This window comes from Comamonas sp. B-9 (genome assembly GCF_000410635.1).
GTDB lineage: Bacteria > Pseudomonadota > Gammaproteobacteria > Burkholderiales > Burkholderiaceae_C > Comamonas.
This window is the reverse complement of sequence record NZ_KE148599.1, coordinates 1-234: the sequence shown is the minus strand read 5'-3', so window position 1 is coordinate 234 and position 234 is coordinate 1. Positions and strand designations below refer to the sequence as shown.

Annotated in this window: 1 protein-coding gene; it reads right to left on the bottom strand. The window is 74.4% G+C overall.

The genetic code is table 11. From position 1 onward, the window contains the following. The coding region (locus H928_RS33460) for an SAM-dependent methyltransferase (RefSeq protein ID WP_239644982.1) at window positions 1–193 on the bottom strand (193 nt) is incomplete at its 3' end. Between the last annotated feature and the right edge of the window lie 41 nt (window positions 194–234).

Sequence of the window (234 nt, the reverse complement as noted above, 5' to 3'; positions counted from 1 at the left end):
CCGGGGGGAGCCACTGCGGCTCGCGGCTGCCAGCCGGTGCGCTGCGCGCCAGCAAGGCCTGCGCACGCGCCACATAGGGGAAGTAGCCCACAACCGCGTCGGCCGCCAGCAAGGCCTGCAGCACCGCAGGCGTGATCTGGTCCAGGTCACCGGGGCCCAGGCCGGCAATGGTCAGCTGGCCGCTGCCTACCATGCGGCCTCCGGGCGGCGGCCCTGGCCGTGCACCAGCACGAT